The 13,361-nt window shown below is 48.7% G+C and carries 11 protein-coding genes; 6 read left to right on the top strand and 5 right to left on the bottom strand.

What is annotated here, in order from left to right; translation table 11 throughout:
* Nucleotides 1-11: 11 nt before the first annotated feature.
* The 3 genes from LZG94_RS09620 to LZG94_RS09610 are packed head-to-tail and all read right to left on the bottom strand — an operon-like array spanning nucleotide 12 to nucleotide 3,091.
* The gene (locus LZG94_RS09620) at nucleotides 12-1,052 is read right to left on the bottom strand and encodes an efflux RND transporter periplasmic adaptor subunit (RefSeq protein WP_233791693.1); all 1,041 of its coding nucleotides are present in this window, start codon (nucleotides 1,050-1,052) and stop codon (nucleotides 12-14) included.
* 6 nt (nucleotides 1,053-1,058) lie between these two features.
* Nucleotides 1,059-2,426, bottom strand: a complete 1,368-nt coding sequence (locus LZG94_RS09615) for a TolC family protein (RefSeq protein ID WP_233791691.1) — start codon at nucleotides 2,424-2,426, stop codon at nucleotides 1,059-1,061.
* Between the two features lie 50 nt (nucleotides 2,427-2,476).
* Nucleotides 2,477-3,091, bottom strand: a complete 615-nt coding sequence (locus LZG94_RS09610; RefSeq protein WP_233791690.1) for a TetR/AcrR family transcriptional regulator — start codon at nucleotides 3,089-3,091, stop codon at nucleotides 2,477-2,479.
* Between the two features lie 156 nt (nucleotides 3,092-3,247).
* Here LZG94_RS09610 and LZG94_RS09605 point away from each other — a divergent pair, with 156 nt between their 5' ends.
* Nucleotides 3,248-4,786, top strand: coding sequence for a sulfatase (locus LZG94_RS09605; protein ID WP_233791689.1), 1,539 nt, complete (start codon nucleotides 3,248-3,250; stop codon nucleotides 4,784-4,786).
* A gap of 5 nt (nucleotides 4,787-4,791) precedes the next feature.
* On the opposite strand, the gene LZG94_RS09600 is transcribed toward LZG94_RS09605, so the two are convergent.
* Complete coding sequence (locus LZG94_RS09600; protein WP_233791688.1) at nucleotides 4,792-5,247, bottom strand: hypothetical protein; 456 nt, start codon at nucleotides 5,245-5,247, stop codon at nucleotides 4,792-4,794.
* Nucleotides 5,248-5,458: 211 nt separating this feature from the next.
* Here LZG94_RS09600 and LZG94_RS09595 point away from each other — a divergent pair, with 211 nt between their 5' ends.
* Together LZG94_RS09595 and LZG94_RS09590 are read left to right on the top strand one after the other, a co-directional pair.
* Nucleotides 5,459-6,265 carry a metallophosphoesterase gene (locus LZG94_RS09595; protein ID WP_233791687.1) on the top strand — a complete coding sequence of 269 codons (807 nt, stop codon included), beginning with the start codon at nucleotides 5,459-5,461 and terminating at the stop codon, nucleotides 6,263-6,265.
* 4 nt (nucleotides 6,266-6,269) lie between these two features.
* On the top strand, nucleotides 6,270-6,857 hold the full coding sequence (locus LZG94_RS09590) for a hypothetical protein (RefSeq protein ID WP_233791686.1): 588 nt from the start codon (nucleotides 6,270-6,272) through the stop codon (nucleotides 6,855-6,857).
* Here the strand turns inward: LZG94_RS09590 and LZG94_RS09585 are convergent.
* Nucleotides 6,854-9,871, bottom strand: a complete 3,018-nt coding sequence (locus LZG94_RS09585; RefSeq protein WP_233791685.1) for a PAS domain-containing protein — start codon at nucleotides 9,869-9,871, stop codon at nucleotides 6,854-6,856. The two genes, LZG94_RS09590 and LZG94_RS09585, sit on opposite strands and share 4 nt — an antisense overlap.
* A gap of 78 nt (nucleotides 9,872-9,949) precedes the next feature.
* On the opposite strand from LZG94_RS09585, the gene LZG94_RS09580 reads away from it, so the two are divergent.
* Genes LZG94_RS09580 through xth form a run of 3 tightly spaced genes read left to right on the top strand, consistent with a single transcriptional unit; the run spans nucleotide 9,950 to nucleotide 13,347 of the window.
* Entirely contained in the window at nucleotides 9,950-11,788 is a 1,839-nt protein-coding gene (locus tag LZG94_RS09580) for a hypothetical protein (protein WP_233791684.1), read from the top strand.
* A gap of 54 nt (nucleotides 11,789-11,842) precedes the next feature.
* Nucleotides 11,843-12,574, top strand: a complete 732-nt coding sequence (locus tag LZG94_RS09575; RefSeq protein WP_233791683.1) for a hypothetical protein — start codon at nucleotides 11,843-11,845, stop codon at nucleotides 12,572-12,574.
* On the top strand, nucleotides 12,571-13,347 hold the full coding sequence (gene xth, locus LZG94_RS09570; protein WP_233791682.1) for an exodeoxyribonuclease III: 777 nt from the start codon (nucleotides 12,571-12,573) through the stop codon (nucleotides 13,345-13,347). Before LZG94_RS09575 ends, xth begins: the two co-directional genes overlap by 4 nt.
* The last annotated feature ends 14 nt before the right edge of the window (nucleotides 13,348-13,361 follow it).

The following is a 13,361-nucleotide window of genomic DNA, read 5'->3' as shown; positions in this document are numbered from 1 at the left end:
ATCCGTTGCGTTTACTGTACAATTTTGATCGCCGAACCGTCTGTGAGGTAGGCGGAACCTTCTCTGATTACCTGAGCCCCGGCTTCAAGACCAGATAATATAAATGCCTTATCGCCAGCGAGGTAAGCAATTTTCACCTGCTTTCTCAGTGCTTTCCCCGAGCCAGCCACGAATACGTAAGCGCTATCGTCTTCGCCCTCGATCAATGCATCCAGGGGAACGGAAATCATGGTGGTTTTTTCTTTCGGGTAAATGCTCACTTTCGCAAAAAGTCCGCTCGCCAGCTTGGAAGCCTGCTTATTCACTTGTATCTCAGCCTGATATAATCCCGACCCCGCTTCGCTTCCCTGCGCGAGGGAAATTACTTTTCCGGTAAAAGTTTGCGGGTAAGCGTCAAAAGTGATCTCCGCTTTTTCGCCGCCCTTCAATCTCGCCCAATCCTTGTCGGTAAGGCCGCATTTAACAACCCAATCCTTGTTGCTCGTACTGCTCACAAAAAGCACCGGCGTGCCGCCCTGCACCTGTTCGCCCGCATTCTGGATTTTCTGGATCACTACACCGTCGGTCGTAGAAACGATCCTGGTTTGCGACATATTGAATCTGGCGATATCAAGCTGTTTTTCAGCCAGTAATGTCGTTGTCTGACTGTTTTCAAGCTGCTCCTTCGTACTTACACTATCCCTGTACAAATTGCCAATCCGCTGCGCGTCACGTTTCGCTTTCAGGAAATTCTCTTCCGCCTGACTCACCTGCGCAGCAATTTCAGTGGTATTCAATGTAGCGAGCACCTGTCCTTTCCGAACCCGGTCGCCCTCTTTGACCAAAACACTTTGGATAATCCCGCCAACTTTAAATGAAAGTCTCGCCTCGTTATCCGAGCCTAGCAGCCCCGAAGTTTCCACCGGCTGCGCCTGATCGAGCGAAGCGGAACTGATAATCTTTACCGGGATCGTCGGATCGGTTTCCTCCGGCTTTTTTTCTTCCTTGCAGCCCGCCAGCAGCATTCCAGCGCTGAGCAGGAGTATGAGGTTAATTTGAGTAGTCGTTTTCATATTGATCTAGTTTGAAAATACATAGCTGGCCCTCGCCCGTTCCAATTCTGCGGAGCGGGTCTGAACGTTGAGATAAGCAATACTTTGTTGCAGCTGATCACCGATCAGGCGGTTTTGCGCGTCGAGAAGCTCGATATACAGCAGCTGGCCTTCGCGGTAAAGCTTTTGCTGATCATTGTAATATTGCTGGGATAATGCAGTCTGACTTTTGGAAGCCTGGAAAAATTGAGAGGCCGAATGGAGCCGGTTACCTGCGGTTTCTACCTGTAATGCAAGTTGTTGCTCTACCTGATCGATCTGCTGGCCGGTTGCCTTGCTTTCCAACGCCGCCTGTTTGGCTTTATATTGAACCCGGTTCCCTGCAAATACCCGCCAGTCGAGCGTGAGGCCGAACAGATAATAGCGGGTATCGTTATTGAATTTGATAAAATCGCCCTGCGAGCCGAGGTCGATGAATGTGGAAAGTCTCGGCAGCGCCGCCGCTTTGGCCAGTTGCTCGGATAGCGAAATGATTTTGGAAAGAGATTCCAGCTTTAAAAGTTCCTCGCGCCGGCCTGGCTCTGCGTTACCGATTTGCACAGTATCGGCCTGCATTTCAGTCAGTTCCATTGGCGTATCCAACGGATTATTCAGTAAAAAATTGAAATAGGCAACTGCGCTGCGTGACTGATTCCTGGCATCTTCCAGCCGCGCTTCCAAACCGATCAGCTCGTTTTCCGACCGGCTTACCACTGTCCTGATCGCCTTGTCGTTTTTGACTAGTGCCTGATTGAAGCGAAGGTTCTCCCGAGCCAGTTTCACCGCATTTTCCAGGATAGTAACGCCCTCCCTGGCCTGCACACAAGCATAGTAGCCCAATTTGATCTCCTTCACCAACTCCCTCTTATATACGTCGAGCTCCGCCTGCTGAAAATTGATCTGTTCTTTCCGGATCCGGGAATTGTAAATGATCTCCGCATTATAGATCGGGAGCGAGGTCCTGAACTTGGCGTCGTAATAATTATTCGGGTTGAAAGTCTGGTTTACATTATCGACTTGCGGAAAAACCGACGAATTAGTAAGCTGGTTAAGTGAGCTGTAAACCGGATTAAGCAGGTCCCCGATCGGAATACTGATTTTTCTGCCCCCGCGGGAGTCAAGGTAAGATGTATTGAAATTGACTTCCGGCAAAAAGAAACTCCTGGCTTCTTTCAGCGCATACATATTTCTTTCGAGCAAAAAACCCTGCTGCCTGATACCCTGGTTGTTTTTCAAACCCTGCTCAATATAATTTCGAAGCACTGTATCCTGCGCCGCAACCGGGCCAAACAAACAGGAAAAGACAATAGCGTAGCCCCACAGCCGCCGCAAGGGCACCTTAAAGATTGCATTCATAATAAGTGATGTTTATTTACTAAACAGTGTTCATCAAAAGGTAAATTTTTTTACGTTTTCAGACTTTGTAGAAAATTTTCAAATGAGGCATTAACAATATCCCGTACCACATCGTCGGGCATTTCCAGAATACACATTCTTTCCCGGATATAAAGGGAAACCAGTCCGTGAACGAAGGACCACACAGAAACGGCTGTGATGTATTTATCGGCGGGCCTGATCAGATTTTGATCCAGACATTGAGTCAGGGTATCCAGCACGTAACCGAATGCGCATTCGCCGGCATTCCACCTTTCCTCATGCTTGATCTGCGATAACGGCGCACGCATGATAAACATCAGATCGTAGTAATCAGGGTTTTCAAAAGCAAAATTAATGTAAGTACGACCGATCGCGCCCAGGCGTTCATAAGGGTTACTGATCGTGTCGTGCTCGCGGAAAAGCTTGACAAGGAGATCGAATGCATTTTCGTGAATTACATAAAAAATTTCATCTTTATCCTTGAAATACAGATAGATAGTAGCCGGACTGTATTCTATATCCTCGGCAATGTTACGGATTGACGTCTTGTCGTAACCATGCTTCAAAAATAGCTGAGTTGCCGATTCAATGATCAGGTTCCTCATATCCTGCTTCTCCCGCTCTTTCCTCTCCTTGATTGCCATAGATTCTACAATACGCTGTGAATATACTAAACAGTGTTTAGCAAATGTACATTAATTTTTCAAAAAAGGATAAAAGGCAGGATATTATACTTGAACGAAGGTCTCTTTCACTTAATTTGCCACACTTATCTTCGTGAATCTTTCCTGTATTATCAAATGAAGAAACTGTTTGCTCCTATTGTACTGGTAATTATCTCCTGCCTGAATACCTTCTCACAAGTTGCTCAGAAACCTAATATCATAATTTTTCTGGTCGACGATATGGGCTGGCAGGATACTTCGGTGCCTTTTTGGAACAAGACAACTTCTTTTAACCAAAGATATAATACCCCGAATATGGAGCGGTTGGCGAAAGCGGGTACCAAGTTTACCAATGCTTATGCGATGCCGGTTTGTACCCCTACCCGCGTGAGCCTGCTGACGGGCGTGAATGCCGCGCACCACCGCGTCACGCACTGGACTTCGCCGGATCAGAACAAGAATACGGATCATCCGGACTCGGTTTTCAACGCGGTTGACTGGAATATCAATGGTTTGAGCCCGGAGGCTGGCATTCCGCATACTTTTCACGCCACTCCGCTACCTGCGGTTTTGCGGCAAAACGGCTACTTCACCATTTTAAGCGGAAAAGCGCATTTCGGCTCTTCCGGTACCCCGGGTGCAGATCCTAAAAATCTGGGTTTTGATGTGAATATCGCCGGCAGCTCCATCGGGCATCCTGCGAGTTACCTCGGCAAGAAAAATTATGATGCGCCAGCGAAAGGCAAGCCCAGCCGGAATGCAGTGCCCGGCCTGGAAGCTTATCACGGAACAGACACTTTTTTGAGTGACGCGATTACGATAGAGGCACTGAAAGCTTTGGAAAAACCAATCAACGAAAAGCAACCTTTTTTCCTTTATCTGTCGCATTACGCGGTGCATACGCCGATCAATGCAGATCAGCGGTATCTTGCCAGGTATTTAAAAATGGGCCTCGACAGTGTTGAAGCGAAATACGCTACGCTCGTGGAAGGAATGGATAAAAGTCTGGGCGATGTGCTCGACTACCTTGATAACAAGAACATTGCAAAGAATACGGTAGTCATTTTTATGTCTGACAATGGCGGATTGAGCCGCACGCCGCCTCGTGGAGGGAAAGCGTGGACGCACAACCTGCCGCTGAAAGCTGGCAAAGGTTCCGTATACGAAGGCGGCATTCGCGAGCCGATGCTCGTGCGCTGGCCGGGGATAACGAAGCCGGGCACCGTGGCCGGGCAATATGTGATTATCGAAGATTTCTTTCCAACAATACTAGACATTGCGGGTGTAAAAAATCCTGAACTGATACAGGAAACGGACGGGGAAAGCTTTGTGAAAATACTCAAAAACCCGTCTCTCAAAAACGACCAGCGCGAGCTTGTGTGGCATCATCCCAATCGCTGGACGCCCGACGAAGGTCCGAATATCCATTATGCGAGCGCAATGCGAAAAGGGGATTGGAAACTGATCTATGATTACAAAAAAGCCAGTTTCGAACTGTATAACCTGAAATCCGACATTGGTGAAGAAAATAACCTGGCTGCCTCCAATCCTGCAAAAGTGAAAGAACTGGCGAAGTTATTTACCCAAAAACTAAAAAAGTGGGACGCACAGTGGCCCACTTTTAAAACCACGGGAAAGCTGGTCCCGTGGCCGGATCAGGTTATTAAGCAATAGTTACCTTACCTTCCTGTGCCAGCAGGCAGGGATGATAATTTTTCTTCGTCTTTGCTGATATCTCTTTTCAGCTCTTCAATATCTTTTGTCAGGCGATCTAGCTGATCGGCTGCTCTTCTTGCCCGCTTAGCGTCTTTGTTGGCTGAGCCGGCACTTTTGCTTGCCCGTCGTGCTGCCCTTTTGTCTTGCGGATCATTCCCCAATTTATCGGCAGCTTCCCTGTTGGCATCTGCCGATTTTTGCGCGGCCTCTGCACTTTTCGCTGCTTCGTCGGTTTTGCTTTGAAGCTCATTTTCCAGCTTCGCAAGTTCGAGTTTGCGGTCATTTAATTTCTTGCTCAGTTCAAGAGCCTCTTTTTGGTCCTTCAATAGATTGATAGAGTCCTTCGAAACCACTTGCGCCGATAGCGAGCAAGTCATTATTGCTAATACCAGGGTTCCTACTACATTTCTGATTTTCATTGCTTTCTTATTTAAATGAGGTAATGCAGCTACAAGTGCAAAAATCGTACCGGCAAATAAGTCACGCCTTTACTCACTTTTCTGATTTTAGAAACTTATTAGAATGACGTTTCAGAGCGGTTTCAAGGAATTTTAATCGGCGGGCAACGGTTATTTACTGACTCACCTGACCGAATTCGCGTAAGGTGGTACCTTTAAAAATCTATCAAAAGTGAAGCCCGTTTTACGTTTTTTACCCTTTGTCAGTCTGCTCTTTTTTTCTTCCTGCGACAGCCTGTTTTTATACAACCCCAACCAGGTCACGCTTCATAACGGAGAATCCAATCTCAATGCACGGAACATCGCTGCGCTCGTTTCCCAGCCGCCTCCGGATACGCTCAGATTCATATTGATGGGTGACTCGCAGCGCTGGTACGACGAATCCGAAGATTTTGTAAAAAGTGCTAATAAGCATCGGGACATTTCATTCGTACTCCACGCTGGCGACATTTCCGATTTCGGTCTTTCACAGGAATTTAAATGGGTAAACCGCATTCTTTCCAAGCTGCATGTGCCCTATATGACGGTGATCGGCAACCACGATATTGTCGCCAACGGCCCCGATGCTTACCGCAAAATGTTCGGGCCGATGGACTATTCCTTTGAATACGGCAGCCACAAATTCATCTTCATCAATACCAATTCCCGTGAATATGCATTCGACGGAACTGTACCGGATGTGAACTGGCTGCGGAAGGAGCTGGCGGATAACCCGGAAAACAAGGATATGATCGTGATCGCGCACATTCCGCCTTACGACAACGATTTTGACAGAAACCTTGAAAAAGAGTACGGTGAGCTGCTCGGCAATAACCCGAATGTGCACATGAGTCTGTACGGTCACCAGCATTCATTCAACGACGGGGAATATTACAAAGACGGTGTTCGCTACGTGGTTACGACGAGCATGGGTGCCAGGGGTTATTTGAAGATTAAGGTATGGAAAGGCGGGCAGGAAGTTGAACGTATTAATTTTTAAGAAAATGAGTAAATATCTGCTTTTAATACTTGCTTCGCTGTCCTTTGCCGCGGAAGCGCAGGAAGGTCCGAAGGCAAAGCGCTGGTACCTGCCCGATCACATGAAGCTGCAATTCGCGGGCGGGACAGGTTTTTTATCGGGCGGCCCGGGGTATAATTCCAGGAACAAAAAACTCGAAACCGACTTCCTTTTCGGCTATCTGCCCGAAGAATTCGGCGGGGACGCATTGATCACCATTACCGGAAAAACGACCTATTCGCCCTGGCGGGTCGCGCTCAAAAACGACTACTACCTGGCACCCGTTTCAATTGGCATGTACCTGAGCTATACGTTCGGGCCACAGTTCGACTCGAAGTGGCCGGCCTACTATCCGAAAGGTTACTATTGGTGGGCGACTGCATTCAGGCCGGGCATTTACGCGGGCGGAAAAATCGCTCGGGAACTGACGATGCATTCGCGCAGGCGGGGACTGGAATTGTATTATGAGATCGGCACATACGATCTGATGCTGATCAGTTATGTGCAGAACACCGGATTTCTTACGCCGGGTGATATTTTAAATCTGGCTATCGGATTGAAATTCGCATTCTAGCCCAGATCTTCTGTTTTTGATGAAATGTCCCTGATAATATCGTCAAGTGAATGGGCTGAATGCAGGATATGTTCGAGCAATTCGTCTTTTTCTGTTTCTGAATTCTCGTAGTTCCTGAGAAGGTCGATCAGTGACATCATTCTGGCAAGCGGCGCCCGGATCACGTGCGACTGCATCCACGCTATTTCCTGCAACTTCTTGTTCCGTTCTTCAATCTCAAATACATACCGGCGCTTTTCAGTAACATCGCGGCCGATCGAAATCCAGTGCGTAAGCGTACCAGCCGCATCTACAACGGGGTGAATGGAGAGATTGATAAAATAGTGCTGCCCGTCACGCTGGTAGTGGATCGTTTCCGCTTTCAGCGATTTTACATTGGTAATCGCTTCTGCAAGTCTGGCAAAATCGTTCTCAGGCAAGTTGAACCCCTTCAATAACATTGGATTCTGGCCGATGACGTGGGCGGGCGTGTAGCCTGTGAGACGGGTAAATGCGCCATTCACATATAGTATCCGAAGCTGTGCAATATCGCCGGGTTCCGATTGCGCGATCAGTACCGCGTCGTTTGTATTCGTGATCACGGACCCCAGCAATTTCAATTCATACTCTTCCTGTTTTTGCTGGGAAATATCGCGCAGCACGCCGATCATACGCACTGCCCGGCCCGACCGGTTTCGCCGGATATAACCGATCTCTTCCACGAATGCATAAGTCCCGTCGAACCTTTCAAAACGATAATCAGCCACCCATTTCTTCTGGTCTTTATCGGCAAGCCGCAGTTCCAGACTCTGTACGGTAGCAACCCGATCGTCCGGGTGCAGGTGGCTTGCCCACTCTTCCAGCTTCATTTTTTCGGTCCCGATCTTCAATCCGAAAAGTCTTACATACCCGTCGCCCCATTTGACATGGTCGTTGACAATATCCCAATCGTAGATCGCATCGTTGGTGGCCATATTCAGGAGTTCGTAACGCTCGTTACTTTTCCGCAGGTCGTCAATGGCCTGCTTCCGCTCCGAAATGTCGATGCCGATACATTGAATTTCAGTTGGCTCGCCATTGGAATCCGTTAATGCGATGAAATGCCAGAAAACTGTCCGCGCTTTTTCACTTTGCTGTACGTGATCCAGCTCAACGGTACACATATGTCCCGGGTTGTGTAGGCATTTCTTAACCGCATTGATTGCGTCGGCGCGATGATATTGGCAGACGACCATCAGGCAGTTTATCCCGAGAAAATCATCACTGTTATAGAACCAGCGAAAATCTTCGTTGAAAGTACTGTTGTAATAAGTGTACTTTCCCGAAAGGTCGGTACGTACCACGTAGTTGGTCTGCGAATCGACGAGGCTCCTCAGTCTTGACTCGCTCGCGAGCAGCTTATCCTGGATATTCTTGCTGGCCGTCGTATCGAGGCACGCGCCGATCAACATGATCACCTTTCCGTTCTCATCCAGCTTGGTCTTCGTCCACGTTTTCAGGTAACGGTATTCTCCCGAGGAATGCACAATTCGTTCTTCAAACTCGACTTCGCTTTTAGTGGCTATTGCATGCAGGATATTGTCATGGACCCGCTGCATATCCAAAGGATGTACGAGCCCAAGGTAGTTGTCCATAGAAGGTTTAAAACTGCTGCGGTCCAGACCGTAGATGGTGTACAGCGTATCCGACCACACGATTTCGTTCGTACCGGTATCCCATTGCCAGGTACCCAGCCGCGCAAGCTCCTGCCCCTGTGAAATGAGCATCGCCGCGTCGGCAATAAGCGCTGCATTGCGGCGGCTTTCCAGGATTAGAGTCAGAAGCGCGACCGCTTTATCGATAAGCTTCAACTCGTCTGCGTCCGGCAACCTTATTTTGTCATAATATGCTGCAAATGTAGCGATTACAGTACCATCTGACAGGATAATAGGATGTGACCAGCATGCGAGCAGGCCCTCATCCAAGGCAATATCCTTGTAGCGGTCCCAGCGGAGATCGGTAGCAATATCATCTACAATCACCAGTTCGCGGGTAAAGGCCGCAGTCCCGCATGAACCTGTAAATGGGCCTATCGCTAAATCTTCGATTCCCCGGATATAGGATTCCGGCAAAGAAGGCGACGACCAGTTTTTCAGCTTATTGTCTTTAATAGCCAGAATCGAACACTTCATATCCGGGAAGATCTGCTCGATCCCCAACAGGTACCGATCGAGTACGTCGGTCAGCAACGAGTCTTTCTGTGCGCTCAGCTCGAGCACTACTTTTTCCAAACGTTCCACATCTTCCAGGCGCTTGGTTTCGGTAATGTCAACCATAAAACCGCATAACAACGCGCCGGATTCCTGACCCACGATGGTAACAATATCCCGGATCCAGACCACTTCTCCGTCTGCACGGATCATTCTGTAATCAAACCGGTGACTGGCGCCCGGCTCCGAGAGCAAAGGACAGAACTCTGGTAACGCCGCTCGGTCAGCAACGTGCATGTGGTTTTTCCAGAAATCGGGTTCGGAAAGCCACTGCGCTGCTGTAAAACCGAGGATCTTTTCTACCTGATCACTCACAAAACGAAACTGTAAAGTCGTAGCATCGGCCTCCCAGACGATACCGTCTATGGTTTGGATCAGATTTTCGCTTTGTGTGGCTTTGCTTGTTTCCGTCACGTCCGTAGCAGTAACAAGCAGCAACCGGCCTTGATCGAGGGGCGCTATATCCAAGGAAAATATGCTGCTTTCCTGCTCTCCGGTATAAAGGTTATTTCGAAAAAAAACGTCGGGGCCGAGCTGTTGCGGGTTACCGGAACGTTTCACATCTTCCAACAGCCTGCTCCATTCCTGCCGGCTTTGCTCCGGCATAAGGTTAAAGTGTTCAACAAACCCTTTGCCTACCATATCAGCCGCAGATAATCCGCTCACTTCCTGCCATTTGCGATTGACAGCTACGACTGTAAAAACAGGTGAATCAGCTTCCAGCACCACTGCCGGCGCGGGTAACATATCAAACACTACATGAAAATCAATATTCACCATGACCATATTCAAATCACACTGAAATATCGATATTTTATAGAACTAATTAGGTATGATTCCAAATAATGATGAGCTCAAAGCGCAATGAGCATAATTTATCTGCCTGAGATCGGCACATTACTTGCGGCATTTATGCTTATATTTCAGAATATAATCGCCTTACAGCGACCTGGACCTGCTTTTAAAAAAATACCGAAATTCAACCCGATGAATATTTTCAACCCGCTTATTTTACTCGCCGCCTACTGCATCGGCCTGGTTTCACTGAAATTGACTGTGTCCGATACAACTCCTTCGGATACAAGTGAAAATATAACGATGTGCGGGCCGGCTTATACCCGGCAATCGGGCCTCGATGAAAACGGAAAATTTGTGGGTGTACTTCCCGGCTGGGGCTCCTATTCGTTTCCGGTCACCACTACCGTCGACAGCTCCCAGTTCTATTTCGATCAGGGCTTGAATATGTATTATAGCTACCACGTACGCGAATCTGTGGCTTCTTTCAAGGAAGCGGCGCGGCTCGACCCGCAAAACGCGATGGCGTATTGGGGACAGGCGCTTGCGATGGGACCGTACTATAATGCGGCGCACAGCTATCAGAAACCAGCTGAGATTGCAGAAGTTTTGGCTAAAATGAATGCGGCAGCTGCAAGCGCGGGCGTGAAAGAACAAAAGCTGATCAAAGCAATGAACACGCGTTATTCCGACGGGCCGGGTGACGCCGAGCGGCAAAAACTGAATACAGCCTATGCAAAAAGCATGAAATCGCTGGTGGCTGAGCATCCGGAGGAGAAAGAATTTAAGGTATTATATATTGATGCCGTGATGCTGCTCCACGCGTGGGACTTCTGGAACCGCGACGGTTTAGCAAAATCATGGACACCGGAACTGGTAGCACTTTGCCAGAAAGTATTGAAAGAAAGCCCAAAACACCCCGCAGCCCTGCATTACCATATTCACCTGACGGAAGCGTCCCGGAACCCGGGCGTGGCACTGGGCAGTGCTGAAACGCTGCGCGACCTGCTGCCGGGCGTGGCGCACATGGTACACATGGCGAGTCACGAATACGAGCGTAATGGACTGTATTACAAAGGCGTGGAAGTAAACAACCTCGCCGACGAAAACCTTTTGCGCTACGATATGGTCGCCAAAAATCTTGGTCTGAACAAGCATTCACCTCATTATTTTGCGGTTCAAACTTACTGCGCGCTGACGGGCGGCATGTACAAAGACGCCCTACGTTACGGCCAGCGGGCCCGGAAAAGTGTTACGCCTGCCTACGAGACGACTTACGATCAGTACCTCTTTATGCTGCCGGTAATGGTGAATGTGAGAATGGGCAAATGGGAGCAGATACTGAACGATACGGTAAAACTGGACCCTAAATGGACTTACGCCGGCATTTTGTCCAACTTCGCGAAAGGGCTTGCGCTCGTGAATACCGGCAAGGCAGAGCTTGCAGCGCAGGAACTAAATAGTCTTCGCGAAAAGATCAACGACCCGATTCTCACCAAACGCAGGATACCCTTCAATTCGCCGGTAGAAATGGCGCGGATCGCCGAGAAGATCCTGACCGGAGTGATTTCTTACGCACAGAAAGACCAGGCAAAAGCAATCGCCAGTCTGCAAGCGGCGGTGAAACTGGAAGATAATCTGATATACACAGAACCCAAAGATTGGCCAATCCCGAGCAGGCAGTTTTTAGGAAATATTTTGGTTAAAAGTGGCCAGACTGCATTAGCTGATCAGGTTTACAAAGCAGATCTGGTAAAAAACCCGGGGAACGGATGGTCGCTGATGGGCTTGTACCAGAGTGCCAAAGCGCAGGGAAAAACACAGCTGGCAGCGAAATATACCGGGCAATACAAAGCACCTTTCGCGCACGCCGACGAACTACCTGCAGGCTCTGTTTTTATGAAATAAGTGTCGTTCCGGCCTTTTAACAATTCGTCTGCATTCACTATTAAATCTCCGCAAGTGAAAATATCCATATCGGCAAGTCTGCTTCTGTACTGCATTACGGGCGCATTTCAGGTCACTCACAGTCAGAGCCGGCCTACGTTCAAGGTGAAGGCAGGGGATTATCCCGACAAGATCATTCCTGTTGCAGACCAGTTTCAATATCCGACTTTTCAGAAAGGAAAGGTGCTTTTTTACGGTGGCCGGATGGTGGAGGCTATGCTGAACTATTCTTACCTGAGCGGTGAGGTACTCTTTTTAAAAGATCAAAAAGATACACTGGAACTGCTCGACAAGAAAATGATCAAGGTAGTCGACATGCAGGGCGCAATTTTTTACAATGAAAAGCAGTACGGGTTTTGTGAAATGGTGTCCAATTACGGGGATATTAAACTAGCCAAAAAACATTTGCTGGCTCGGATCGGTAACGAAAAGGGCGGACCTTATGGAATATCCTATACTGCCTCATCTGTAACTACTTACAGCTCCTATGCAAATGCAAATGCGCCGGGCGGGAGGAAACTTAAGATGGATACCGAAGCGATTTTCGGCCACCGCATACTTTACTTTTTTGTGGATAAAAATGACCGGTACATGATTCCTGGCAAGACCAGCATTACCCGCCTCTTTCCGAAATACAAAGACCAGATCGGCGAATATCTGAAACAAAACCCGGTCAATTTCACCGAAGAAGAAGACCTCGAAAGACTGCTCAATTACAGCCAGAACTTGAATCAACAACTAAAATGAAAATAGCTACTTACAATGTGAATGGCGTGAATGGCAGGTTGCCGGTATTGCTTCGCTGGCTCCATGAAACTGCGCCCGACGTGGTATGCCTGCAAGAACTGAAAGCCCCTCAGGAAAAGTTTCCTCTGAAAGCGATCGAAGATGCAGGTTACCAGGCGATCTGGCATGGACAGAAAAGCTGGAATGGCGTCGCGATCCTGTCACGCGGTCATGAGATCCAGGAATTGCGGCGGGAACTTCCTGGTGATGAAGAAGATACACATAGCAGGTACATCGAGGCAATCATCAACAATATGGTCATCGGCTGCCTGTACCTGCCGAACGGAAACCCGCCGCCCGGCCCAAAGCTTGAATATAAACTGGGCTGGTTTGAGCGGCTCCATGCCCACGCCGCCGAACTGCTCACCCACGATGTGCCCGTGATCCTGGCAGGCGACTACAATGTAATGCCGACCGAACTTGACGTGTACAAGCCAGAGCGCTGGGTCGATGACGCGCTTTTCAGACCCGAAGTCAGGGAAGCTTTCAAGAATTTGGTTGACCAGGGCTGGACAGACGCATTGCGCAAAATTTATCCAAACGAAGTGATCTATACTTTCTGGGACTACTTCCGAAATGCGTACGGCCGAAACGCCGGACTTCGCATCGACCATTTTCTCCTGAGCCCGCATCTCAAAAAAAGGCTGCTCAATGCCGGCGTGGACAAGGAAGTAAGAGGGTGGGAAAAGTCGAGCGACCACGCGCCTACCTGGATCGAATTGTCGGAGGAATAGCGCAGGATCAAGCT

Origin of the sequence: Dyadobacter sp. CY343 (assembly GCF_021390335.1) — a bacterium.
GTDB lineage: Bacteria > Bacteroidota > Bacteroidia > Cytophagales > Spirosomataceae > Dyadobacter.
Note: the sequence above shows the minus strand (reverse complement) of the source record. Positions and strands in the feature narration are given on the sequence as shown.